This window comes from Ruegeria sp. H4, assembly GCF_056533065.1.
In genome coordinates, this window is the sequence record NZ_JBQFOC010000003.1 from 327,690 (window position 1) to 351,320 (window position 23,631).

The following is a 23,631-nucleotide window of genomic DNA, read 5'->3' on the forward strand; positions in this document are numbered from 1 at the left end:
GAGTGTGAGGGGCAGGCTTGCACGGGTCAAGCCGACCTGAACCGCAGAAGGTAAAAGGGCAGAGAGTTCGACGTGCCCCGAAACCTCTGCGCGCCTTTCTATTCCTGTTCGGCCAGAAAACGCTCGGCATCCAGGGCGGCCATGCAGCCCATGCCCGCGCTGGTGACGGCCTGGCGGTAGATGTGATCGGTCAGATCGCCCGCAGCAAACACACCTGGGATTGAGGTTTCGGTCGAGCCCGGCTTGGTCACGACATAGCCGCCCATGTGTGTTTCCAGTGTGTCTTTGACCAACTCGTTGGCGGGTGCGTGGCCGATGGCGACGAAAACACCCTTGCAAGGGATCTCGGTGATATCGCCGGTCTGAACGTTTTTGACCCGAACGCCTTCAACACCCAGTGGCGCATCCGTTCCAACGACTTCTTCCAATTGGTGGAACCAAAGGGGCTCGATCTTTTCGTTTTTGAACAGGCGATCTTGCAGGATTTTCTCGGCGCGCAGTTCATCCCGGCGGTGGATCAGGGTCACTTTGCTGGCAAAGTTGGTCAGGAACAAAGCCTCTTCCACAGCAGTGTTGCCGCCTCCGATCACAACGATCTCTTGCCCGCGATAGAAGAAACCGTCGCAGGTTGCGCAGGCCGAGACGCCAAAGCCCTTGAATTTCTCTTCCGATGGCAGACCAAGCCATTTGGCGCGGGCGCCTGTGGCCAGAATAACCGCATCCGCGGTATAGATGGTGCCGCTGTCGCCCTTGGCGGTAAAGGGGCGCTTGCTGAGGTCCAGATCGCTAATGATATCACCGATCACCTCACAGCCCATGGCTTTGGCATGATCCTGCATGCGTACCATCAGATCAGGGCCCTGAACCTCGGTATCGCCGGGCCAGTTCTCGACCTCGGTCGTGGTGGTCAGCTGACCACCCGGTTCGATACCTTGCACCAGAATGGGTTCCAACATGGCCCGGCTGGCATAAACGCCTGCGGTATATCCTGCAGGTCCCGATCCGATGATCAGAACCTTGGTGTGTCGTGTCTCGGCCATGGTACCCCCGCTCGAACTGTCTGACTTGGGCGTTTCGCCCGTCGCACCGATATAGCGGCGTGCGCGCAGGGCTTAAAGCCCTTTCCTGTTCACGAACGGGGCAGGGGCTTGGTGGTAGTTGCGATCTGAAAACAAAGAATATTGCGCAACAGCGAAAGATTATTGCGCAAGCGGAGGGTGCTGATATAAGAACCGAAAAATCAGGAGCACTTTATGGTCACCACACGGCTGGATGAGATTGATCGCAAGATTCTGGCAGAGCTGCAGGCTGACGGTCGGATGACCAATGTTGAGCTTGCCAAACGTGTCGGTATCTCAGCGCCGCCGTGTTTACGCCGCGTGCGCACTTTGGAAGACTCAGGCTATATCAACAGCTACCACGCAGCGGTAAACGCGCGTGAATTGGGATTTGAAGTTCAGGTTTTTGCCATGGTCGGCCTGGACAGCCAGGCTGAATCCGAACTGCGCGCATTCGAAGAACGTTGCCGCGAATGGCCGCTGGTCCGTGAATGCCACATGCTCAACGGCGAGGTGGATTTCATTCTGAAATGCGTCGCCCCCGACCTGAGCAGCTTTCAGCAATTCCTGACGGGTGAACTGCTGACGACGCCGAACGTGGCCAGCGTAAAAACCTCGCTCGTTATCCGAGGCGCAAAAGACGAGCCAGGCGTACCATTCGACGTTCTGGAAGAGCGTATGAACCGTACCGCGTGAACCGCGTCTGTTTTGGATGTGGCTGGCAGGGTGGCAGCATTGCCGCCACCGCCAAGGATACAATCCAGCTTAGTAAAATCTGCATGATGCCCCCGCTCTGCAGTAGTATGTAAATTTCACGCCGTCAGAGCGTCGACCTCTCCGTCACCGGCGCGCGGCATCAGCAACGGGCCGAAATCGTTCAGTGTTTCGACATGCGCGAACAGATTCAAATAGATCGACCGTAGGGAATGGCTGATCAAACGAACCGCGTTTACCCCCGGGTGATAGGTTTCAAACTGCAACCCATCAACGCGAATGACCGAATGCTTCTTCAGGCAAATGTGAAACAACTCTACCGGAGTTGGCGGCATTGTTTCAATGACGTTCATGCCGTCCTGAAACTCTGACGCTGGTGTCAGAACCGGCCCGTCCCCATAAATGTGCCGCAGATGCCCCGGCGTGCCCAGCAATCGCGCCGCCGGGCCGGCGATCACACCGGACAAAGGCTTCTGCATGCCGAACGTATCCGCCATGATCCGTGTCAGAGGACGTGTGCGCCCATACGAATCTTCGCGCCCTGGGATGAGAGTGACTGACCCTTTCCAGACCACGGTTTCCGACGACCCATCTTGGGTCAGAACGGTGTCCCCCGGCATAAGGTCTTCAATAGCCAGAGGGCCATGTTCGGTTTCCACCAGCGATCCACGCGAGAAGGCGCAAAATGCGTCTTCGAACATGGGCAATGCTGGTGCAATATGGCGTGTTTGCGCGACATCCCCATTGTCGAGCAGAGTGCTTACCTCATACCGGCGCAGTTGCGCCTTTGGCTTTGATGCTTGTCTTGGAACCTCGCGCAGCAAGGCGGATGTATCAACCGCATTGCGGGCCGCACGGGCCAGTGAGCTAGGAATAGTCACTTATATTCCTTCCTTTCTAATATCCGAACAGACGAGGCATACCCCCGTACAGGCCCGTCCAACGGAATAGTTCTTTGCCCTGAAATAAATGAGGAACCCTTGGACACTGCCAATGACGGCGGTGCACAGCGACAAATCCTTCGCTTTCCATTGGTCAACACATTGACCCCCCAGGCAAACTCGTACTTTGCGGGCGCAAATTGCCCGCACACACACTCCTGAACAAAGGATCGCTGTTGTATGGCGATCCCACGTAAACCGGGCCGAAGCATTCCCGATACGCACTCCAACGCAGGACCGGCAGCTTGGTCCTGGTGGTTTTCTGGTTCAGCGTCGCGCCATCAACCGGCGGGCGACCCTGACAGAATGGCTTGAAACCCGTTTCCATGGCATTTCCAGTTTCTGGTCCTGCGCCGCGGCTAAGACCGCGTTTAGAAAGCGAGTTTTCGATTTCATTCTCTGATCCTGTATTGATAGGGCTTACTGCCCTTTTTCCCTTATGCCACCAAGATCACGCCGTTTTGCGGCAGAGTTGTGGCTTATCCGGGATAAAATCAGGACTGAAAGTGAAGTTTGGCAACTCCTCCAATTTGAAGCGCCAGAGTCCACTTGCGTGGACGTCAGGTAACGATCTGAACACTGGCAAAAACACTACGATTCTGCCCTCAGATAAACACAATGATTGTGGCGGAAAGGTGGCGGTTTCGCCTTAATTGGAACTATTTCTATAACCGGATCGCCGAAATCAAACGGCCGTAATCCGCTTCTTTCGAATGGGTTGCGCGTCGGTAGGAATAGAACCGGTCAGGGTCGGAATAGGTGCAATGCCGGGTCCATTCGGCCTGGCCAACGCCCGCCTGGCGCAGCCGGTGAAGTCCAAATGCTGGCAGGTCAAATTGCATCCGATCTTCCTGCCCATTTGCAAAGAAACGGCTGTTATTCGGGGACTCTGCCAGAAAATCATCCAGAAACTCGGGGCCGACTTCGTAGGCGCGCTGCGAGATGGATGGTCCGATTGCGGCGCGGATGTTTGCACGTTGCGCGCCCAACGCCTCCATCGCGTCAAGCGTTGCTTCCAGCACGCCGTCCAGCGCCCCACGCCATCCGGCATGGGCGGCACCGATTACTTTAGCCTCGGGATCGGCAAAAAGAACCGGTTGGCAATCGGCGGTCAGTATGGTCAGCGCAAGATCGGGAGTTGCGGTAACAATTGCATCAGCTTTGGGTTTCTCGCCCTGTAACGGCGCATCAATTGTCAGAACGGTTGGTGAATGGACCTGATGAATGCCAATCAGCCGCTCAGGCGTCACTTCCATGGCTGCCGCGACCCTGTTTCGGTTCAGCGCAACAGCTTGTGTCTGATCCGACGATCCGTGCCCGCAATTCAAACCGGCAAAGATACCAGAAGACGCGCCGCCTCGTCGTGTAAAGAACCCGTGCCGCACGGGCGACAGCATGTCGGAGGTCAAGATTTCCAGTGTCATGGCTCCAGTCCCGGCGGTGGTGCTGATTGTGCAGGGTACAGGCCCAGCACTTTGAACAGGTTTCCCATTTCATCAGGATGCGTCAACCGGCGATGTGCGCTGATAAGGCGTTTCTGCTCTGGCACGTTCAGGTTTTTTGTCAATGCCTGCGCGCGTGCGGTGATCCCCAATCGTTCCAGAAACACGCCTTGTGGCGTCAGCCGGGTATGCGCGCATCCTGAAGCACGGGCCGCCATTGCCAGCGGCTCAAAATCAACATGCGAGGTCAGATCAGACTGACCCGGATTGTCCAACGGTTTAACCTTCTCATGCGCTTTAACGGCTTGCAGCGTATCGCCCAGCGAGCGCCAATCGCCGTAGTCTATGATCAAAGCCACTCCGCCATAGGAGGTGATGCAGGTGGCGATATCCGTCACGATCGGTGTTGCGGCCACGCATATTTCGACAAGGTCACCATCGTTGGTGTCGCCCAGCCGGTCGTTCAAGGCAATCTGAGGCGTGTTAGGCCCCAGACCGAATGCAAGGCCGTCTTCAGTCACGCCAATCCGTCGTTCTCGCCAACCTTCGCCCTCTCGGATGAACTGGCGAATGGGCAGGGCGTCAAAGAACTCATTAGCGACCAGGTACAGGGGCTGTTCGGGCAGTTCGGTGGTAGCGCCGATCCAATTGGGCGTGTACTGGCCCAGCGTTTTCGCCTGAACCTGTCTAAGCGCGGGCGAAGCTTCGACCAGATACATCTGTGCTGCTTCGTGAAACCCTGGAACCTGCCGGGTGGCGCGCAGTATATCGGACATCAAAGTCCCGCGTCCGGGGCCAAGCTCGGCCAATGTAAACGGGCTCGGGCAACCTTGATCCATCCAGCTTTGTGCAAGTGACAGACCGATCAGTTCTCCGAACATCTGACTGATCTCGGGGGCGGTAATGAAATCCCCTTGCGCCCCAAACGGGTCGCGCGTGCTGTAGTAACCCAGCGTGGGATGCAGCAGGCATTCAGACATGAAGTCAGCCACGCTCATCGGGCCATCATGGTGAATGCGACCGATCAGATGGTCCTTTAGCGTCATGCCGCCCGCCGGGCACGCAGGGCAAACCACAGGCCAATGGCGATCATCGGAAGCGATAATACCTGGCCCATTGTCAGGCCGTAGCCTCCGACCTGCCAGGCCAAGCCCAACGGGTTGCCGGGTGAGACGAACTGAGCATCCGGCTGCCGAAAGAACTCGACAATGAACCGTGAGGCACCATAGCCCGCGAGGAACACGCCCATGATCAGGCCGGGTTTGCGAAAGGCACCGCGGCGATAGACCAGCCACAGAAGCACGGCACCCAAGATCAACCCTTCAAGTGCGGCTTCATAAAGCTGCGATGGATGACGCGCGCAAAAGCCCGCAACGACGCCTGGGCAATCCTGCGCGGCAGTGCCGGGGAAGATCACGGCCCAGGGCAGCTCGCTCGGGCGACCCCATAATTCGGCGTTGGTGAAGTTGGCCAAACGTCCCAGCAACAGGCCGGGCGGCACAGCATAGGCCACCAGATCACCCAGCGACAGGATCGGCAGGGCATGACGACGCGCATAGAGGTAAGACGCAACGATGACCCCCAACAGACCGCCATGAAATGCCATGCCGCCTTGCCAGACTTTCAGAATATCCACCGGGTGCGCTAGGTAGTAGGCTGGTTGATAAAACAGAACGAAGCCAAGGCGCCCACCGAGGATGACGCCTAGAATGATCCAGGTCATCAGGTCCTCCAACTGTTCGGGCTGCATCGGCGGTGCATCGTTGCGCCACAATGCAGGCCGCCGCAAGGCAATGACAGCCATTCGCCAGGCGATCAGGATGCCCGCGATATAGGCCAATGCGTACCACCTCAGAGCGAACTCCATCCCGAACAATGAGATCGAGAAGAGTTCGGGTGACAGATCGGGGAAATTCAGAACAGCCTGCATGTGCGTCTCATTGCCCGGGGTTTGCATGGCAAGTCAACCTTGAGCCTGCGCCAATCATCCCCCATATAGAGAGCAACAGCGTTATCGGAGTAAAGCCATGCAAACCCGCAACAAGATCCTCGACGATGTCTCTCAGTTGATGACCAACGCCATGGGCGTGGCGCAGGGCGCGCGGGAAGAGGCCGAGAACGCGATGAAATCAATGCTGGACCGCTGGCTGGCAGACCGGGATTTCGTAACGCGGGAAGAGTTTGATGCGGTGCGCGCGATGGCTCAGAAAGCGCGCGAGGAGAACACGGCGCTCGAAGCCCGCATCGCCGCGCTTGAGGCGAAACTGGACAAATAGCGCCCACACGTTTGATTTTCTGAAAACACCGAGCACCGCGCAGACCTTTCCCGGTTTGTGCGGTGCTGTGTATCTTGCCGCCTTGCAGGATTTAATCAAGACAAAGCTGCATCCAACGCCAATATTTTGATCGTCGTTGCCAGCTGTCCACAACTTATTGCTGTTATCCCCAAGAAATAGGGTTGCCAGAACTCGCCTCGCGTCGCACCATATTTAGTACAGGCCTACGGGGGAAGCCCGGCTTGTAGAGCAGGCAACTAGCGCTGGGGCGCTGCCAGCCCCAACATGCTAGAGATTAGTGAGGTGGCATTATGGCCCTTTCCGAGCAGTTTCTCGAAGAAGACCTTCATCCAATCGATATTGTTGAGCACCTGGCCGAACATCACGACTGGGATTTTGATCGCATCGGTGACGACCAGATCGCCATGGCGGTTGAAGGACAGTGGCGGACATATTCAATCACGCTGGCCTGGTCGAACTATGACGAAACACTGCGCATGGTCTGTTCGTTCGAGATGGAACCCCCATCCGAGCGTGAGAGTGAGCTTTATGAGCTGCTGAACAAGATGAACGATCAGTGCTGGGCGGGTGCGTTTACCTACTGGGCAAACCAGAAGCTGATGGTTTACCGTTATGGCCTGGTTCTGGCTGGTGGCCAGATGGCCAGCCCGGATCAGATCAACACCATGATCTCAGCTGCGGTCATGAGCGCTGAACGCTACTACCCCGCAATTCAACTGGTCACATGGGGCAATCGCGATCCGGAAGATGCGATACAGGTTGCCATTGCAGAGGCATACGGCCGGGCGTAATGCTTTGCCCCGAACCGATATGTAAGGGGAGGGGCAATCATGGACATGTCGCGCGTGGCCGAAAACGGCCTGGTGCTTTTGGGTTGCGGAAAGATGGGGTCCGCGATGTTGGCGGGTTGGCTGGAACACGGTCTGCCCGCTTCATCCGTTTGGGTGATCGATCCTTATCCCTCAGATTGGCTGCGGGCGCAGGGCGTTCATATCAACACCACATTGCCGAACGCGCCTGCTGTTGTTCTGGTTGCCGTTAAACCGCAGATGATGGGGGATGCTCTGCCTGCCATTCAGGTGCTGGGCGGTGGTGGCAGCCTGTTCGTGTCTGTCGCTGCCGGCACGTCGATTGCAACATTCGAGAGCGTTTTGGGCGCAGGCACCCCGATCATTCGTGCAATGCCCAACACACCGGCGGCGATCCGGCGGGGGATCACGGCGATGATTGGAAATGCGCATGTAAGCGAGGAGGACCTGAACCTGGCCGAGGACCTTCTTGTCGCGATTGGCGAAACTGTCAGACTGTCGGAAGAGGCGCAGATTGATGCGGTCACAGGTGTCAGCGGTTCGGGCCCGGCCTATGTGTTCCATTTGATTGAAACACTGGCGGCTGCCGGTGCAGCGCAAGGGTTGCCGGATGATCTGGCGATGAAACTGGCCAAGTCTACGGTTGCCGGCGCAGGGGCTTTGGCCATCGCTGCAGAAGACGACCCGGCGCAGCTACGCGTCAACGTCACCTCACCCAACGGCACCACTCAGGCTGCGCTTGAGGTGTTGATGGATGAGAAGGACGGCTTCCCCGATCTTATGCACCGCGCGGTCAAAGCCGCGACGGACCGGTCAAAGGAATTGTCTCGTGCCTGAAATCAGCTTTGATGATTTTCTTAAAGTGGATATCCGGGTGGGTGAGGTCATCCGTGCCGAACCCTATCCCGAGGCCCGCAAGCCCGCGATCAAGATGTGGATTGATTTTGGTGATGAGATTGGCGAGCGAAAAACCTCGGCCCAGATCACAGCCCATTACGATCCCGCCACTTTGGTGGGCAAGCAGGTCATGGCCGTGGTCAATTTTCCGCCGCGCCAGATTGGCAAATTTATGTCCGAAGTTCTGGTTCTGGGTCTACCCGACGAAAACGGTGAGATCATGCTGATCGGACCGGATGGCAAGGTGCCGTTGGGCGGCCGTATGCACTGAACACACTTTGGGTCTGTGTCTGAAACTAGTCGCCGACAGCCTCGCGCCAGTGTTTTCGGCAAAGTGAGACATAGGTCTCATTCCCGCCGATCTGCACCTGCGCGCCTTCGGTGATTGCATTGCCGTTCGCGTCCTGACGAATCACCATAGTGGCTTTGCGCCCGCATTTGCAGATGGTGCGAACCTCGCGCATTTCATCGGCCAGGGCCAACAGTGCGGCAGAACCGGGAAACAACTTGCCCTGAAAGTCGACGCGCAGCCCGTAGGCCAGAACCGGGACATTCAGGTCATCGACGGCGCGGGCCAGTTGCCAGACTTGATCCTCAGACAAAAACTGAGCCTCATCAATAAAAACACAGGCGACGGCGCCGCGTTTTAGGCGGGCATCAATCATCACAAACACATCATCATCGAGTCGAAAGGTGTCTGCCTGTTCCGAAATCCCGATACGCGATGCGATACGTCCTTGGCCGGCGCGCCCGTCAACGGCTGCCGTCATCAGGTAAGTTTCCATGCCGCGCTCACGATAGTTGTGCGAGGCCTGCAGCAACACGGTCGATTTGCCCGCGTTCATGGTTGAATAGTTAAAATACAGCTTTGCCATGGGCCGGGTCTAAATCGCATCGGCGTACGGAACAAGACTTCAAAAAACACCTGAAAAAATAGACGCCGCCATTGCAGTTGCAAAGGTCGAGCACAGGCTCTTTGGGGATGGAACCCCTGCGCCTACAACAGCGACGCTATCGGCCTTCATTAGGCCTGAACAGCGTGAGACCCAACAATCTTGCCTCACGTTCACTCGTTACCGGCAGGAACTGCCGCCACTCACTCACAAAATCCCCCGCATATCTGAGGGATAGCCAATGTATGACATTTCAATTATGACTCTGTTATGGGAAATTTCCCGGCGCTTTCCCCCAATACTGGCGGCGGAACAGCGGATGCAGGTAACAAAGGTAAAACAATGGCAGATATCGGGGCTTATCTGAAGAAACACACCGAGGCGCTGGTCAAAGACGTGGGAATCGAAGCGGCCTGTGAGATTACCGGAAAATCCAAGGCGACACTTGGCCGGTATTATTCCGACAACGCGGAACATGCCGACCGGTTCATGCCCGTGGATGCGGTCGCCCGACTTGAAAACGCCGCATCCTATCCACATGTCACATCGGCGTTGGCTGATCTCAAAAACATCACGCTGTCCTATGATGGGCGGAACACTGATGCCCCTCGTACTGGCGGCGTAAACTCGGATGTCATAGCCCTGAGCCAGCGTTTTGCGATGCTGATGACAGAATACCAGGCCGCCATCGAAGACGGTATCATCACCGTGAACGAAGCCAAGCGTTTGCTGAAAGAAACCAGCCTTCTACAACAGGTTCTGATCGAGATGAAGTTGCATCTGGAAGAAGAAAGCGTCAGCTGAGCAAGGGCCCAAGCCCTGTGATGCGTCAAGGCTCTGGTGCGGATGCCTGGTGCCTCAATTCCGTCATTTCTGGTCGATATGAAAGCGTCCAAGACAGGTCGGTCAAAGGCAATCCAAAATGAACACACGGCATGAGGCGTATAGCATCCTGTCCGACAGGTTGGTTTTCCGCCTGTACTGGTTTGCTTTGGTGATCCTTGTCGCCTTGATGACTTTGGCGGGCCCGATTGAAGGGCCGGATGACTTCATGCGCTGGGTCTCGGTTCAGGATTTGCGGAACGGGCAGGGGTGGTTCGACCCCTATCAGCATCGTTTGGGTCCAGGCGAGGGGACGCTGATGCATTGGTCCCGGTTCGTGGATGCACCGATTCTGGCACTATATGAACTCAGTGCTGTGTTCTTGCCGTCTGAAGCCGCCTTTGCGGTTACCGGCTTTGTCTGGCCTACCTTGCTGGCGGGTCTCACCCTTTGGGCTTTTGCAGCAACAGGCGGCGCGTTGGGCGGGCGTGAAGGGGCGGTTGCAGCGCTGCTTTTTGGCGTTTTGGCCCTGCTGAACTCAGGCAAGTTCGATCAGTATTCCTTTGATCACCACGGTTTGCAGATTCTGCTGTTTGCCGCGGCGTTAATGTTCTTTGCGCAACGGCAAGACAGGCGGTACGCCGGGTTGTGGTTGGGCACGTGTCTGGCACTGTCTCTGTCGATCGGCACTGAGTCGCTGGCACAGATCGCCTTGATCACAGTTTTTGCAGCGCTCGACTGGGCCCTGACGGGGTCCGAGGCCCGGCGCAGAACCATCGCGATGTGCCTTGGGATTTTGGCGACTTTGCTCGTGGCAATCCTTGCGACGGCCAGCCGCACCAGTTTCTTCTATCCAGGCTGCGATGCTCTGACGCTCAGCGTCGCATTACCACTTAGCCTGGCTGCGCTGGGATTGCTTGTTGCGGCTGCCTTAACCTCACAAAGCGCTGTCTGGGGGCGTTTCACAAGCCTTGTGTTGGTTGCAGCCGTCGCGGTGTTTGCGGCGTATGTTTATGCACCCTATTGTCTTGGAAACCCAATTGATCAAATGCCGCTGGCCATCAGGCAATTCTGGCTTAGCCAGATCACCGAGTCACAGAACGTTCTGGTGGTTCTGCAAAGACATGCAGGTGAGACGATCGCCCTGATCCTGATATCGATTTTCCTGATCCTTGCATCTGTGATGTTCATCCGAAGGAGCGATGCGAAAATCGAATACACTCTGTTTCTGTGCCTGATTGCTGCAGGGCTTGTTCTGTTCTTGTATCAGTCCCGACTGATGACGTTCCTGACCATGTCATTGGTTGCCGTGCAGGCGCAGGTCTTAGCCGTGCTGTATCGCAGATATAGGGCCGAGGGCCGTTCGGCCCTTGGGATTCTGATGATTCTGTTTGTCGTCTTCATGTCGCCGAAAACGGGTTCCGCGATTGAGGATCGTATAGCGCCTCAAGTGACCTCGAACGTAGCGGGGGCTGAGCAAACAGCGGCACCGGCTTTTGAATGTAACACCCAGCAGGCCATTCGTCCGCTGCAGGAGCTTGAGCCGGGCTTCATCATCGCTGATTTCGACTATGCCGCTCAGATCCTGCGGCATACGGATCATTCGGTTTTGGCGGGGAATTACCATCGGAACAAGGCCGGTATGCTGGCGCAGATTGACTTGTTCCGGTCCGAATCGGTCGATGCGGGCCCGCGTCTTAACGAACTGGGTGTGGACTACATATTGATCTGCAAATCGCACCCACGTGCCACCTATTGGTCCAGTGTCTCGGACGGCGATGGCTTCCCGGCAGGTATGATCCAGGGCAAGCTGCCAGAAAACGTGGTGGAGATACCCACCAGCGCCGACGCGGTGTTCCAGATTTTCCGCGTGCAGGATGCGACGGGGTCTTAGGTCAGGTGTGCCGTTTTACGATCACCGATCCGACCGAATAGCCAGCGCCAAACGAACAGATCAGCCCGACATCTCCGTCTTCCAAGTCGTCCGAATGTTTGGAAAACGCGATGATCGAACCGGCAGATGAGGTGTTGGCATAATTCTGAAGGATATTGGGCTGCTCATCCGCTTCGGGCTCGCGCCCCAGCACCTTTTTGCCAATAAAGTCGTTCATGGTCTTGTTGGCCTGATGCAGCCAGAGACGTCTGAGGTCTTCGCTGCCCACGCCCTCGGCGCTCATGTGATCGCTGATATGTTTGCTGACCATGGGCAGCACTTCCTTAAAGACCTTGCGACCGTTCTGCATGAACTGCATGTCGCGTCGATCATCCATCCCGTCGGGGCGCGAACGGCGCAGAAAGCCGTTGTTGTTGCGAATGTTGTTGGAAAATGTTGTGGCGCAGCGGGTCGAGAGAATCTCAAAATGTGGCCCTTGTGCGTCCTCGATCCGTTCGATCAGGGTTGCCGTTGCCACGTCGCCGAAGATGAAGTGGCAATCCCGATCTCGCCATTCCAGATGACCCGAACATATCTCGGGATTCACAACTAGCGCAGCCCGAATTGAACCAGACCGAACCATGTCAGCTGCGGCCTGAATACCGAATGTGGCCGATGAGCAGGCGACATTCATGTCGAACCCGAACCCGTCAATCCCCAGGGCTTGTTGGATTTCAATCGCAACCGCGGGATAGGCCCGTTCGTGGTTCGAAGCAGCGCAAATGACCAGATCGACATCCGCGGCCGTGCGCCCGGCCTGCGCCAGTGCTTTGTTGCAAGCGTCGATGGCCATTTCCGTCATGATACCCGGTTCATCGTCGCTGCGCTGACGCAGTGCGGGGTACATCTTGTCCGGATCAAGTACGCCAGTTTTGTCCATGACATAGCGGTTTTCGATGCCGGAGGCTTTTACGATGAACTCTTCCGATGAATGCTGCATCGGCTCCATCTCACCATTGGCAATGGCTTCGGCGTTTTCGGCGTTCTGCTTATCAGCATAGGCGTTGAACGCTTGGACAAGCTCAGCGTTGGTGATGACGTTTTCTGGCGTGAAAACACCAGTACCGGTGATGGCGGGCGTATGCATGACGTGTCCTGAAAGTTTCGAATCCGCCTAAAATGCAGTCACCGGGGGTTTTGATCAAGGGGAGTTGACCCAAGGGAATGAGCGCAAGCTTGTCTTAATGCAGCTTCATAACTTGAATAGTTCAGATAATGAAGTATATGGCGACCACCTAAGTGGAGAAATCCTTTGTCAGAAGATGTCAGCGAAAGGCTTTGCCGCCTGAGTCCTGAAATTCAGTCGATAATGGGAGTCTATGCCCTGTACTGGAAACTGGAAGAGGCGTTTGAGAGCATCGAAACAGAGCTGAGCCATCCCGAATGCCACATGTTGATCAAGCTGGATCAACCCAAGCGTATGGGCGTTCTGGCGGCTGATATGCTGACCGTTCCGTCCACGATCACTGCGACGGCAGATGCGTTGGAGAAGTCGGGGCACCTCAAGCGGGAGCGTGACCCAATGGACCGGCGTGCCTGGTTGTTAGTTTTGACCCCGAAAGGCGAAGATGCCCGAAACATGCTGGTCGCGGAAGCCGGGGCACTGTTCCACCGCGCCTCGGGTCTGAATGCGGACGAGACCGCTCAATTCGCGCAACTGGCGCATAAAATCCGTGATACCATTCTGAAAACGGGAATACCCGAGGGGCTGAAGAAATGAAATTGCTGACTTTTCTGGGCCTTGCCCTGACTGTTCTTTCGTCACCGCTGGCTGCACAGGATTTCGCCAAGCCAGTTAAGTTGATGCTGGTGCAGGAGACGATGCCGGGGTTTTCGCGCCAGTTCTTCGGGCGTGTCGCTGCGCGGCAGACCGTCGATCTGGCCTTTCAGGTGTCAGGTCAAATTGTCGAAATGCCGGTCACCGAAGGGTTTGTCATCCCCAAGGGCCAGCTGATTGCCCGCCTTGATCAGGAACCCTTTCAGCTGCGTTTGGATCGGGCAAAGCTGCAAAAGGAACAGGCAGACCGGACCGAAGCCCGTTTGTCACGCCTGCGCGGAACAACTGCCAGCCAGGTTGCCGTCGATGACGCCGTGACTGAAGCACAGTTAGCGGCTATCGCCCTGCGCGATGCGGAATACGAGCTAGAACATGCAACTCTGACCGCTCCCTTCGATGCGCTGGTGTCCAGCCGCGCGGTCGAAGCCTTTACAACTGTCTCTTCGGGAACGCCTATTGTGCGGATCCACGATATGTCCGAGCTGCGGATCGAAGTAGACGTGCCAGAGATATTATTCCAGCGTACTGGGCAGCAGGATGACATTGTCCTGACCGCGAAGTTCCCGGTCAGCGATGAAGTGTTCCCGCTGGAGATCCGAGAATTTGATGCCGAGTCCTCCAGCGTCGGGCAGACCTTCCGTATTCAGTTCGGCCTGACCCCGCCCGAGGGCCTGCAGATTCTGCCTGGGTCTTCTGTGACCGTGACTGCGCAGGTGCAGGATCACAATCGGGGCATTACAATTCCCGCAACCGCTATTGTCTCTGACGCCAGCGGCGCGCTCTCAGTGATGGTGTTTTCGCCTGCTGGCGCCGATGAGGGCACAGTGCGCCGTGTGCCCGTCACAATCGAGCCAACCCAGTCAGGCGATGTTCGGGTGCTGACTGGCTTGTCCAGCGGCAACGAGATTGTCGTCGCCGGAGGGGCCGTGCTGACAGATGGTCAGACGGTGCGCCGCTTTTCCGGCTTCGCCAACTGAGGGGCTGAGATATGAACATCGCGCGCGCCTCGATTGATCGGCCCATCTATACGTGGCTGATCATCCTCATTGCCTTGTTCGGCGGTATCTGGGGGTTTCTGTCTCTGGGTCGCTTGGAAGATCCGGCCTTTACCATCAAAAACGCCGTCATTGTCACGCAATATCCCGGTGCGACGGCCGAACAGGTGGCGCTGGAAGTGTCCGAGCCCCTTGAATCGGCCATTCAGCAGATGGGTGAGGTGGACACGATCACGTCAGTCAATCAGCCCGGGCGATCCCTGATCGAGGTTGAGATCAAATCCACCTATGATGGCAGCGAATTGCCTGCCGTTTGGACCCGATTACGCGCCAAAATACGCGATGCGGCGCGTGGGCTGCCCTCGGGGGTTGACCAGCCCTTCGTCAACGATGGCTTTGGGGATGTGTTCGGTCTGTTCTATGCGGTCACAGCCGAGGGGTTTTCGGACGCAGAAAAGCATGAACTGGCGACCTTTCTGAGGCGCGAATTGCTGACCGTCTCTGGCGTTGCGGATGTCGAGGTTCAGGGCCTGCCGCAAGAGGCAATCTTTATCGAGCCCGACCTCGCAATTTCGGTCAATCAAAACGTCCCGATTCAGGCGATTAACGAGGCGATTTCGAACGCTGATTCCGTCAATGCTTCGGGCTCGGTGCGGTCGGCCGATGACCGTACCACGATTCTAACGGCTGAAGGGTCTGACAGCGTTTCCGCTATCGCCGGGCTATCGGTTGGCTCTCAGGGGCAGGTGATCAACCTGTTTGATATGTCCAACGTTTACCGCGCGCGGCAGACCGACCCGGACGTAATCATCCGGTTCGACGGGGTCGAAGCCTTCACGCTCGGCGTTGCGGGTCTGTCGACCGAAAACATCGTCGAAGTCGGCAAACGCGTAGACGCAAAATTTGCTGAACTTGATATCGCAATCCCCTATGGCGTCGACATCCTGCCGATCTATCAGCAGCATGTTGTGGTTGAGCAGGCGTCGAATGACTTTCTGGTGAATCTGGCGATGTCTGTGGCCATCGTGGTGGCAGTGCTGGGCCTGTTCATGGGCTGGCGCGCCGCCATTGTAGTTGGATCAACCCTGTTGCTGACTGTGGTCGGCACGCTGCTTTTCATGTCCATGTTCTCGATTGAGATGGAGCGGATTTCGCTTGGCGCATTGATCATTGCGATGGGAATGCTTGTCGATAACGCCATTGTTGTTGCTGAGGGGATGCAGATTGCCATGCTGCGTGGCAAATCCTCTCGCGATGCGGCGGAAGAGGTCGCTTCAAAAACGCAAATTCCGCTGCTGGGTGCGACGGTAATCGGGATCATGGCCTTTGCGGGTATCGGCCTGAGTTCAGACGCAACCGGAGAGTTCCTTTTCTCGCTATTCGCGGTGATTGGGATCTCGCTTCTGCTCAGCTGGGTGTTGGCGATCACCGTGACACCGATGCTGGGGCACTATTTCTTCAAACAGGGCGTACAGGGGGACGTAGATGCTTATGGCGGGATTTTGTTCCGTATCTACGGATCGATCCTGCGCGGCGCATTGCGGTTGAGGTGGCTGGTTGTTGTCGGGTTGGTTGCAGTCACTGTCGCATGCTACGCCGGTTTCGGGCTTGTAAAGCAACAGTTTTTCCCGGATTCGAATACACCGCTGTTCTTCGTGCACTACAAACTGCCGCAAGGGACAACCGTCGCCCGTACCGCCGAAGACATGGCCGTGTTCGAAGAGTGGCTGAATCAACGGGAAGATGTCGTCTCGGTCACAACCTTTGTCGGGCAGGGGGCAACGCGGTTTATGCTGACCTATTCGGCTGAGGACCCGAACCCAAGCTATGGTCATATGATCATCCGTACCGAAACGCTGGAGGACATCCCGCTGTTGCAGGCTGATCTGGAAGAGTTCGGCTCTGTCCAGTTCCCCGAAGGTGAGTTCCGGACCAAGCGGCTGGTTTTTGGACCTGGCGGCGGCGACCCGATCCAGGCACGTTTTTCGGGCAGCGACCCGGTGATCCTACGGCAACTGGCAGACGAAGCGGTGCAGCGCATGGCAGCCGCATCGCCGAACGCGTTAAACATCTCTCATGACTGGCGTGAGCAAGAGCTTGCGGTACAACCGATCTATGCGACCGAACGGGCGCAGACGGCTGGGGTGACGCGTGAAGACATCGCGGCGACATTGCAGTTTTCCACTGATGGGATCACCGGAGGCGTGCTACGTGAGCGGGATCGTCTGATCCCGATTATCCTGCGTCGCCCGGCCGATGGCGAATATTCTATCGTCGATCAGGTGGTCTATTCCGATCAATCGCAGCGTTTTGTTCCGATCGAACAGATGGTCGACGGGTTTGAATACCGATCCCTGAACACGCTGGTGCACCGGCGCGATCGTGTTCTGACCATCACGGTTGGTGCCGATATCCCGCCCGGCTTTACGGCTGCTCAGGTGCATTCTGAGGTGCGGGATGCAATCGAGGCAATCGATCTGCCACCCGGATATAAAATGGAATGGGGCGGCGAGTTTGAGAACTCTCGTGATGCGCAAGAAAGCCTTGGGCGGCAACTGCCGCTCAGCTTGTTAATCATGGTGCTGATCTCGGTTCTGTTGTTTAACGCGATCCGTCAACCGATCATAATCTGGCTGTTGGTACCGATGTCCGTGAACGGAGTGGTGATTGGCCTATTGGGCACCGGGTTGCCCTTCACCTTTACCGCGCTTTTGGGTCTGCTGAGCCTGTCGGGGATGCTGATCAAGAATGGCATTGTACTGGTTGAGGAAATCGATCTGGTCCGCGCGGCCGGCAAACCGTTGCAGGACTCGATTATCGAAGCCTCAATCTCGCGTCTGCGCCCGGTCATGCTGGCCGCGATCACCACGATCCTGGGCATGGCCCCGCTGCTGACGGATGCGTTCTTTGTATCGATGGCGGTGACGATTATGGGTGGGCTGGCCTTTGCCACCATCTTGACGATGGTCGCCGCACCCGTGTTCTACATGCTGTTTTTCAAACGGGATGAGCGGCTTAAGGCGGCCGAGCAATCCGCTGCTTAAATGAAAAACCCCCGGTCCACGACCGGGGGTTTTGCTCCACTCTTTAGGGAAGTTACCCCTGCAGTGACTGTACCTCGACATCACCTTCGGCCTGCGCCTTGATGGCCAGTGCGGCGGCGTGGCTGGCAGCGGCTGTGGTGAAATAAGGGATCTTGTCGTAAAGAGCGACGGAACGGATGACCTTGCTGTCTTCAACCGCCTGGGCGCCTTCGGTTGTGTTCATCACCAGCTGCACCTGACCGTCTTTCAGCATGTCCGCCACATCCGGGCGGCCCTCATAGACTTTGTTGACCAGATCGCAGGCAACGCCTTGTTCCGCCAGCCAGCTTTGCGTGCCGCGGGTGGCGACAAGGGCAAAGCCCTGTGCGGACAAAACCTGCGCGGCTTCGAGCATCGCGGGGGTTTTGTCGGCATCCTTGATCGAAATGAACGCGCGGCCCGATGCCGGCAGAACCATGCCAGCGCCCATCTGAGCCTTGAGGAATGCGCGTGGGAAGTCACGATCCCAACCCATGACCTCACCGGTCGAGCGCATTTCGGGGCCCAGAATGGTGTCGACACCGGGGAACCGGGCGAAGGGCAGAACGGCCTCTTTCACCGAGAACCACGGCATGTCCGGGTCGGCCAGTGTCATCTGATCAGCGATCTTGGTGTCCTGACCTTCCTGATACGGCGGGCGTTGCGGGAAGTTCGAAAGCTTCTCTCCCGCCATCAACCGCGCGGCGATGGATGCGATGGCACTGTCTGTCGCCTTGGCAACGAAAGGCACGGTCCGCGAGGCGCGTGGGTTTACTTCGATCAGGTAGATCTCATCATCTTTGATCGCGAACTGAACGTTCATCAGGCCCACGACGTTCAGCGCCTTGGCCAGTTTGAACGTCTGATCCTTGATCTGCGCGATGATCTCTTTCGATAGCGAATAGGGCGGCAGAGAGCAGGCCGAGTCGCCGGAATGCACACCTGCCTCTTCGATATGCTGCATGATGCCCGCGACGTGAACGTCGGTACCGTCACACAAGGCATCCACATCCAGCTCAACCGCACCTGCCAGGTAACTGTCCAGCAGAACGGGGCTGTCACCCGAAACCACCACGGCCTCGTTGATATAGCGTTTCAGCTGGTCCATATCACGCACGATTTCCATCGCGCGGCCACCCAGAACGTAAGAGGGGCGGATCACCAGTGGGAAGCCAATTTCATCCGCAATGGTCAATGCTTCGGCATCGGTCGAAGCAATGCCGTTCTTCGGCTGTTTCAGACCCAGATCGTTCACCAGAGCCTGGAACCGCTCGCGGTCTTCGGCCAGGTCAATCGCGTCCGGTGTGGTGCCGAGGATCGGAATGCCTTCGGCCTCTAGCGCGTTGGCCAGTTTCAGCGGCGTTTGCCCGCCGAATTGAACGATGACGCCATGCAATGTGCCGTTTTCCTGTTCCTTCATCAGAATTTCCATGACGTGCTCGAACGTCAGTGGCTCGAAATACAGGCGGTCTGAAGTGTCATAGTCGGTCGAGACCGTCTCGGGGTTGCAGTTGACCATGATGGTTTCATACCCCGCGTCGGTCAGCGCGAAACAGGCGTGGCAGCAGCAATAGTCGAACTCGATCCCCTGACCGATCCGGTTTGGGCCACCGCCAAGGATAACGACCTTCTTGCGGTCGCTGGGGCGTGCTTCGCACTCAACCTCGCCCATCATTGGGGCCTCATAAGTCGAATACATATAGGGTGTCTGCGCTTCGAATTCGGCGGCGCAGGTGTCGATGCGTTTGAAGACAGCGGTTACGCCCAGATTGCGACGGGCACGGCGGACGTTGTCCTCGTCCCGGCCGCTCAGATTGCCCAGACGCGCATCGGTGAAGCCCAGCATCTTCAGCCTGCGAATGCCTTCCTCGGTTATTGGCAAACCGTTTTTGCGGACCTCTTGCTCGGCCTCGACGATCTCGCGGATACGGGACAGGAACCAGGGGTCAAACTTTGTAACGCCGAAAATCTCGTCGTCGCTCAGGCCATGGCGCATCGCTTGTGCGATGGTACGCAGACGATCCGGCGTTTGCTGGCTGATCGCCTTGATCACGGCAGCCTTGTCGTCAGCTGCGTCCCAGACACCCACATTCAAACCGGGGATTTCGATCTCATCAAAGCCGGTCAGGCCCGATTCCATTGAAGCCAGTGCTTTTTGCATTGATTCGTGGATTGTGCGGCCAATGGACATAGCCTCACCCACCGATTTCATCGCGGTGGTTAGGTGAGGTTCAGAGCCGGGGAACTTTTCGAAGGCGAATTTCGGGATCTTGGTGACGACATAGTCGATGGTCGGCTCGAATGAGGCGGGCGTGACCTTGGTGATGTCATTGTCCAATTCATCTAGCGTGTAGCCTACGGCCAACTTTGCGGCGATCTTGGCAATCGGGAACCCGGTCGCTTTGGACGCCAGCGCCGAGGACCGTGACACGCGCGGATTCATCTCGATCACGACCATGCGGCCATCAACCGGGTTGATCGCCCATTGCACGTTCGACCCACCGGTTTCGACGCCGATCTCGCGCAGCACGGCAATCGAGTGATTGCGCATGATCTGGTATTCTTTGTCGGTCAACGTGAGCGCCGGGGCCACGGTGATCGAGTCTCCCGTATGCACCCCCATCGGATCGACGTTTTCAATGGAACACACGATGATGGCGTTGTCGGCGGTGTCGCGCACCACCTCCATCTCATACTCTTTCCAGCCCAGCAGGCTTTCGTCGATCAGAATCTGACCCACGGGCGAGGCATCCATCCCCGAGCGGCAAATGTGGATATAATCCTCACGGTTATAGGCCACGCCACCACCGGTGCCGCCCAGGGTAAAGGCGGGGCGGATGATGGCGGGTAGGCCAACCGTTTCCAAAGTGTCCAGAGCCAGCGCCACACCGGCCTCCAGATCTTTCTTGCCCTCTGCGTTCTTGGGGGCGGTCACGATCTCAGCCTTGGGATTCTCGATTCCCAGCCTGTCCATCGCCTCGCGGAACAGCTTGCGGTCTTCGGCCATCTCGATCGCGTCTCGTTTCGCGCCGATCATCTCGACACCGAATTCTTCAAGCACGCCCATCTCTTCCAATGCGAGCGAGGTGTTCAGGCCGGTTTGTCCGCCCATCGTGGGCAGCAAGGCGTCGGGGCGTTCTTTTTCGATAATCTTGGCGACAACTTCGGGTGTGATCGGTTCGATATAGGTGGCATCGGCTAGACCAGGATCGGTCATGATCGTGGCGGGGTTCGAGTTGACCAGAATGACCCGATAACCTTCCTCGCGCAGCGCCTTGCAGGCCTGAGCGCCGGAATAGTCGAACTCGCACGCCTGCCCGATGACAATGGGGCCCGCCCCGATGATCATAATCGACTGGATGTCGGTTCTTCTCGGCATGGCTTTGCCCCTTCACAATGTACGAGTCACCGGCACCGCCCCAGTGCCCAAATTGTTCTGCGTTATAGGGTCCGCGCCGAAAGGTGCAAGAGGTATCGGAAATCGGAGCTAAAATGCCGCTTTATTCTCTTTCCATTGGCGGCGTATTCTCTATATCGCGCAGCACTGTTGATGAGGATGGACTTGCGTATTCGTTTCGATCAGGGCCCTGCCGGTCCGGGAACCCGGTTTGACCGGCCATCCCATATCATCCGCGCGGACAGGGCGGATCAGGTGCCGCATGCGCTGGCGGCCTTGGATGAGGCGCGCGCATCGGGCAGATGGCTGGCCGGCTATGCCAGCTATGAGCTTGGCTACACGCTTGAGTCCCGTCTGGCCGCGCGATTGCCAGAGGGGCGAAAGCTGCCTTTGCTGTGCTTTGGCGTCTATGACCTGCCAAAGCAAAGCGAATTGCCCAAAGCCTCGGGCGGTGTATCAAAGTTTCAGCCGCGTTGGGACGAGGCGCGATACAGCCGGGCGTTCAAATCCGTGCATGACGCAATCGGCGCGGGCGATATTTATCAGGCCAATCTGACATTCCCGATTGATCTGGAAATCGACGGCGACAGCGCCTCGCTTTATGCGGCGCTGACCTCGGGCCAGCCGGTCGGACACGGGGCGTTGGTTCAGCAAGACGGATTGCCCGATCTGCTCAGCCGCTCGCCCGAGTTGTTTATGCGTACAGATGAGGTCGGGCAGATCGAAACGCGTCCGATGAAAGGCACACAGCCGCGAAGCGAGGATATGGCCGAGGATGCCCGCCGCCGAAACTTCTTGTCCAGCGATGAGAAGAACCGGGCCGAGAACCTGATGATCGTTGATCTGCTGCGCAACGATATCAGCCGGGTTGCCCTGCCGGGGTCGGTTCATGTGCCTGAACTGTTCAAAGTCGAAACCTACGCGACTGTGCACCAGATGGTTTCGCTGGTGCGGGCAAAATTGCAGATTGGTGCTGGGCTGTCGGACATCCTAACGGCTCTCTTCCCGTGTGGGTCAATCACCGGTGCCCCCAAAATCCGCGCGATGGAGATATTGTCTGAGTTGGAGCCTTGGCCGCGCGACATCTATTGCGGCACAATTGGCTGGGCCGCGCCGGATGGCCGGTCCGAGTTCAACGTCGCCATCCGTACGCTTATGACGGAGGGTGGCAAAGCGACCCTGAATGTCGGCGGCGGCGTGGTCTGGGACAGCACGGCCCCATCGGAATACGAGGAGGCATTATGGAAAGCCCGCTTTGCCCACCAGTTGAGCCTGACTTCCGTCTGATCGAAACGCTCGGCTTTCGGCCCGGGCAAGGGTTCGAGCGGGAGGATCGGCACCTGAACCGTATGAGCCAAACAGCATCGGCTCTGGCCTTGCCGTTTGACCATGCCGCGGCGCAGGCGATGTTGTCCGAGGTGGAGTGTGATGTCGCCCTTCGGTGCAGGCTGACGATGGATGTCGCTGGTCAGTTCGATCTGACGGCCGCCCTCCTGGCGGACAATCCCCCACTCTGGCGACTTGCCGTCTCTGACACTAAGTTGAGTTCCGACGACATCTGGCTCCGCCACAAAACAACCCGTCGTGTGATCTATGATACTGCGCGCGCGTCGATGCCCAGAGCTGTGGATGAGTTGTTGTTTCTGAACGAGCGGGGCGAGCTGTGCGAGGGGTCAATCACCAATCTGTTCCTTGAAACACCCGACGGTCGTCACTTAACTCCGAAACTGTCGAGCGGGTTGTTGCCCGGTATCTTGCGAGAAGAGTTGCTGGAACAGGATTTTGCTGAGGCAGTACTGACGTTGAACGACTTGAAGGATGCGAAGGCGGTTTATATGGGGAATTCCCTGCGCGGCCTGATCCCGGCTGAGTTGGTGAGCCTGTGAATAGAAACGCGACATTAACAACCCCTCCGGTCGCGCTGACGCGCTTAAGGTTTGAGTTTTGCCTGTTTTTTATCGCAGCCCCTTTGGCCATCGCGGTTTTCCTGCCGCCCAACTGGATGTTTCCGGCGCTATTTGCCTTCACCGGTCTGGGTATCATTCTGCTGCACGCGACACCGGGGTTTCGCTGGGCCGAACTGAGATACGGCTGGGCGAATTGGTCGCTGCGTGAACTGGCGCTGTTTGCAGGGGCGACCGCTGCATTCTGTATCGCGCTGATCTATGTCACACGCCCGGACGCGGCTTTTGCGCTTCTACGGTACCGGCCCGAGTTGCTGGCCTTCATCTGGGTTGGCTATCCGTTGCTGTCTGCTTTACCACAGGAATTGCTGTTTCGCCCGTTATTCTTCCGCCGGTATCACGCCTTGCTACCCGAAAGACGCCGGGCAGACTTGCTGAACGCAGCCATCTTTTCCTTCGCTCATCTGATGTATTGGAGCTGGATTGTAGCCATCATGACCTTTGTTGGTGGGCTGTTCTTTAGCTGGGCCTATCGCAAGCGCGGTTCGTTCTTCTACGCGGTTTTGCTGCACGCGGTTGCGGGGAATATCATCTTTGCCGTGGGTCTGGGTGTGTATTTCTATTCAGGCAATGTGCAAAGGCCGTTCTGACCGCGCGACCTGCCTTGACTTTCCGGGCCTGACGGGGTGT

22 protein-coding genes are annotated in these 23,631 nt (G+C 57.3%); 13 read left to right on the plus strand and 9 right to left on the minus strand.

What is annotated here, in order from left to right; all coding sequences use genetic code 11:
* Positions 1 to 98: 98 nt before the first annotated feature.
* Positions 99 to 1,040, minus strand: coding sequence for a thioredoxin-disulfide reductase (gene trxB, locus ACR0KG_RS17835; RefSeq protein ID WP_480828016.1), 942 nt, complete (start codon positions 1,038 to 1,040; stop codon positions 99 to 101).
* A gap of 213 nt (positions 1,041 to 1,253) precedes the next feature.
* On the opposite strand from trxB, the gene ACR0KG_RS17840 reads away from it, so the two are divergent.
* Entirely contained in the window at positions 1,254 to 1,754 is a 501-nt protein-coding gene (locus ACR0KG_RS17840; protein ID WP_170536272.1) for an Lrp/AsnC family transcriptional regulator, read from the plus strand.
* A 116-nt stretch (positions 1,755 to 1,870) separates the two neighbouring features.
* Here the strand turns inward: ACR0KG_RS17840 and ACR0KG_RS17845 are convergent, their stop codons facing one another.
* The 5 genes from ACR0KG_RS17845 to lgt form a co-directional block, all read right to left on the minus strand.
* A complete protein-coding gene (locus tag ACR0KG_RS17845) occupies positions 1,871 to 2,653 on the minus strand; it encodes a Hint domain-containing protein (protein WP_480548847.1) in 783 nt (260 codons plus the stop codon).
* Between the two features lie 327 nt (positions 2,654 to 2,980).
* The gene (locus tag ACR0KG_RS17850) at positions 2,981 to 3,109 is read right to left on the minus strand and encodes a hypothetical protein (RefSeq protein ID WP_480548849.1); all 129 of its coding nucleotides are present in this window, start codon (positions 3,107 to 3,109) and stop codon (positions 2,981 to 2,983) included.
* Positions 3,110 to 3,378: 269 nt separating this feature from the next.
* Positions 3,379 to 4,137, minus strand: a complete 759-nt coding sequence (gene pgeF / locus ACR0KG_RS17855) for a peptidoglycan editing factor PgeF (protein ID WP_480544193.1) — start codon at positions 4,135 to 4,137, stop codon at positions 3,379 to 3,381.
* The gene (locus ACR0KG_RS17860; protein WP_480548851.1) at positions 4,134 to 5,201 is read right to left on the minus strand and encodes a class I SAM-dependent methyltransferase; all 1,068 of its coding nucleotides are present in this window, start codon (positions 5,199 to 5,201) and stop codon (positions 4,134 to 4,136) included. Before ACR0KG_RS17860 ends, pgeF begins: the two co-directional genes overlap by 4 nt.
* Positions 5,198 to 6,085, minus strand: coding sequence for a prolipoprotein diacylglyceryl transferase (lgt, locus tag ACR0KG_RS17865; protein WP_480544191.1), 888 nt, complete (start codon positions 6,083 to 6,085; stop codon positions 5,198 to 5,200). Before lgt ends, ACR0KG_RS17860 begins: the two co-directional genes overlap by 4 nt.
* Before the next feature lie 97 nt (positions 6,086 to 6,182).
* Here lgt and ACR0KG_RS17870 point away from each other — a divergent pair, with 97 nt between their 5' ends.
* The 4 genes from ACR0KG_RS17870 to ACR0KG_RS17885 all read left to right on the plus strand — a co-directional run bounded on the left by ACR0KG_RS17870 (position 6,183) and on the right by ACR0KG_RS17885 (position 8,429).
* A complete protein-coding gene (locus ACR0KG_RS17870) occupies positions 6,183 to 6,431 on the plus strand; it encodes an accessory factor UbiK family protein (protein WP_353010465.1) in 249 nt (82 codons plus the stop codon).
* A 311-nt stretch (positions 6,432 to 6,742) separates the two neighbouring features.
* Positions 6,743 to 7,243: a type III secretion system chaperone family protein gene (locus ACR0KG_RS17875; protein ID WP_170536283.1), complete on the plus strand. Its 501-nt coding sequence runs from the start codon at positions 6,743 to 6,745 to the stop codon at positions 7,241 to 7,243.
* Positions 7,244 to 7,282: 39 nt separating this feature from the next.
* A complete protein-coding gene (gene proC, locus ACR0KG_RS17880; RefSeq protein WP_480828017.1) occupies positions 7,283 to 8,098 on the plus strand; it encodes a pyrroline-5-carboxylate reductase in 816 nt (271 codons plus the stop codon).
* On the plus strand, positions 8,091 to 8,429 hold the full coding sequence (locus tag ACR0KG_RS17885) for a tRNA-binding protein (RefSeq protein ID WP_480828018.1): 339 nt from the start codon (positions 8,091 to 8,093) through the stop codon (positions 8,427 to 8,429). The genes proC and ACR0KG_RS17885 overlap by 8 nt, the downstream gene beginning before the upstream one ends.
* A gap of 25 nt (positions 8,430 to 8,454) precedes the next feature.
* On the opposite strand, the gene ACR0KG_RS17890 is transcribed toward ACR0KG_RS17885, so the two are convergent.
* Positions 8,455 to 9,033 (minus strand): thymidine kinase, encoded by a 579-nt coding sequence (locus tag ACR0KG_RS17890; RefSeq protein WP_480828019.1) that lies wholly within the window; start codon positions 9,031 to 9,033, stop codon positions 8,455 to 8,457.
* Positions 9,034 to 9,393: 360 nt separating this feature from the next.
* On the opposite strand from ACR0KG_RS17890, the gene ACR0KG_RS17895 reads away from it, so the two are divergent.
* Together ACR0KG_RS17895 and ACR0KG_RS17900 are read left to right on the plus strand one after the other, a co-directional pair.
* Positions 9,394 to 9,855 carry a hypothetical protein gene (locus ACR0KG_RS17895; RefSeq protein ID WP_170536584.1) on the plus strand — a complete coding sequence of 154 codons (462 nt, stop codon included), beginning with the start codon at positions 9,394 to 9,396 and terminating at the stop codon, positions 9,853 to 9,855.
* Between the two features lie 118 nt (positions 9,856 to 9,973).
* A complete protein-coding gene (locus ACR0KG_RS17900; RefSeq protein WP_480828020.1) occupies positions 9,974 to 11,767 on the plus strand; it encodes a hypothetical protein in 1,794 nt (597 codons plus the stop codon).
* Position 11,768: 1 nt separating this feature from the next.
* On the opposite strand, the gene ACR0KG_RS17905 is transcribed toward ACR0KG_RS17900, so the two are convergent.
* Positions 11,769 to 12,893: a beta-ketoacyl-ACP synthase III gene (locus ACR0KG_RS17905; RefSeq protein ID WP_480828021.1), complete on the minus strand. Its 1,125-nt coding sequence runs from the start codon at positions 12,891 to 12,893 to the stop codon at positions 11,769 to 11,771.
* A gap of 222 nt (positions 12,894 to 13,115) precedes the next feature.
* On the opposite strand from ACR0KG_RS17905, the gene ACR0KG_RS17910 reads away from it, so the two are divergent.
* Genes ACR0KG_RS17910 through ACR0KG_RS17920 form a run of 3 tightly spaced genes read left to right on the plus strand, consistent with a single transcriptional unit; the run spans position 13,116 to position 17,622 of the window.
* Entirely contained in the window at positions 13,116 to 13,526 is a 411-nt protein-coding gene (locus ACR0KG_RS17910; protein WP_480828022.1) for a MarR family winged helix-turn-helix transcriptional regulator, read from the plus strand.
* Positions 13,523 to 14,560, plus strand: a complete 1,038-nt coding sequence (locus ACR0KG_RS17915) for an efflux RND transporter periplasmic adaptor subunit (protein ID WP_480828023.1) — start codon at positions 13,523 to 13,525, stop codon at positions 14,558 to 14,560. The genes ACR0KG_RS17910 and ACR0KG_RS17915 overlap by 4 nt, the downstream gene beginning before the upstream one ends.
* Before the next feature lie 11 nt (positions 14,561 to 14,571).
* Entirely contained in the window at positions 14,572 to 17,622 is a 3,051-nt protein-coding gene (locus tag ACR0KG_RS17920; protein WP_480828024.1) for an efflux RND transporter permease subunit, read from the plus strand.
* A gap of 52 nt (positions 17,623 to 17,674) precedes the next feature.
* Here the strand turns inward: ACR0KG_RS17920 and carB are convergent, their stop codons facing one another.
* Positions 17,675 to 21,019 carry a carbamoyl-phosphate synthase large subunit gene (gene carB, locus ACR0KG_RS17925; protein ID WP_480548863.1) on the minus strand — a complete coding sequence of 1,115 codons (3,345 nt, stop codon included), beginning with the start codon at positions 21,017 to 21,019 and terminating at the stop codon, positions 17,675 to 17,677.
* A 177-nt stretch (positions 21,020 to 21,196) separates the two neighbouring features.
* On the opposite strand from carB, the gene ACR0KG_RS17930 reads away from it, so the two are divergent.
* Genes ACR0KG_RS17930 through ACR0KG_RS17940 form a run of 3 tightly spaced genes read left to right on the plus strand, consistent with a single transcriptional unit; the run spans position 21,197 to position 23,591 of the window.
* Entirely contained in the window at positions 21,197 to 22,324 is a 1,128-nt protein-coding gene (locus tag ACR0KG_RS17930) for an aminodeoxychorismate synthase component I (protein ID WP_480828052.1), read from the plus strand.
* Positions 22,279 to 22,923: an aminotransferase class IV family protein gene (locus tag ACR0KG_RS17935; protein WP_480828025.1), complete on the plus strand. Its 645-nt coding sequence runs from the start codon at positions 22,279 to 22,281 to the stop codon at positions 22,921 to 22,923. The genes ACR0KG_RS17930 and ACR0KG_RS17935 overlap by 46 nt, the downstream gene beginning before the upstream one ends.
* Positions 22,920 to 23,591, plus strand: coding sequence for a CPBP family intramembrane glutamic endopeptidase (locus ACR0KG_RS17940; RefSeq protein WP_480828026.1), 672 nt, complete (start codon positions 22,920 to 22,922; stop codon positions 23,589 to 23,591). Before ACR0KG_RS17935 ends, ACR0KG_RS17940 begins: the two co-directional genes overlap by 4 nt.
* Positions 23,592 to 23,631: the final 40 nt, after the last annotated feature.